The 404-nt window shown below is 64.1% G+C and carries 1 pseudogene; it reads left to right on the forward strand.

Annotation, left to right across the window (positions count from 1 at the left end):
- Nucleotides 1–404 (forward strand): annotated as a pseudogene (locus tag M1M07_RS32535) (ferredoxin--NADP reductase); the annotation flags it as partial.

The raw sequence follows: 404 nt of genomic DNA on the forward strand, positions 1-404 counted from the left end.
CCTGTACCTCATCTCCACCGGCACCGGCCTCGCGCCGTTCCTGTCGGTGATCCGCGATCCGGACACCTACGAGAAGTTCGAGGAAGTGGTGCTGGTACACGGCGTGCGCCAGGTGAACGAGCTGGCCTACCACGACTTCATCACGCAGGAGCTGCCGCAGCACGAGTTCCTGGGCGAGATGGTGGCCAAGCAGCTCAAGTACTACCCCACCGTCACGCGCGAGCCGTTCCGCAACCAGGGCCGCATCAACGACCTGATCGAGAACGGCAAGCTGTTCACCGACCTGGGCGTGCCCCCGCTCGATCCGCTGGTGGACCGGGTCATGCTCTGCGGCAGCCCGGAAATGCTGGCCTCGCTCAAGGCCATCCTGGAAAAGCGCGATTTCGAAGAGGGCAACACCACCA

The sequence above is a fragment of the Rhodococcus sp. HM1 genome (assembly GCF_023218075.1).
Taxonomy (GTDB): domain Bacteria; phylum Actinomycetota; class Actinomycetes; order Mycobacteriales; family Mycobacteriaceae; genus Rhodococcus.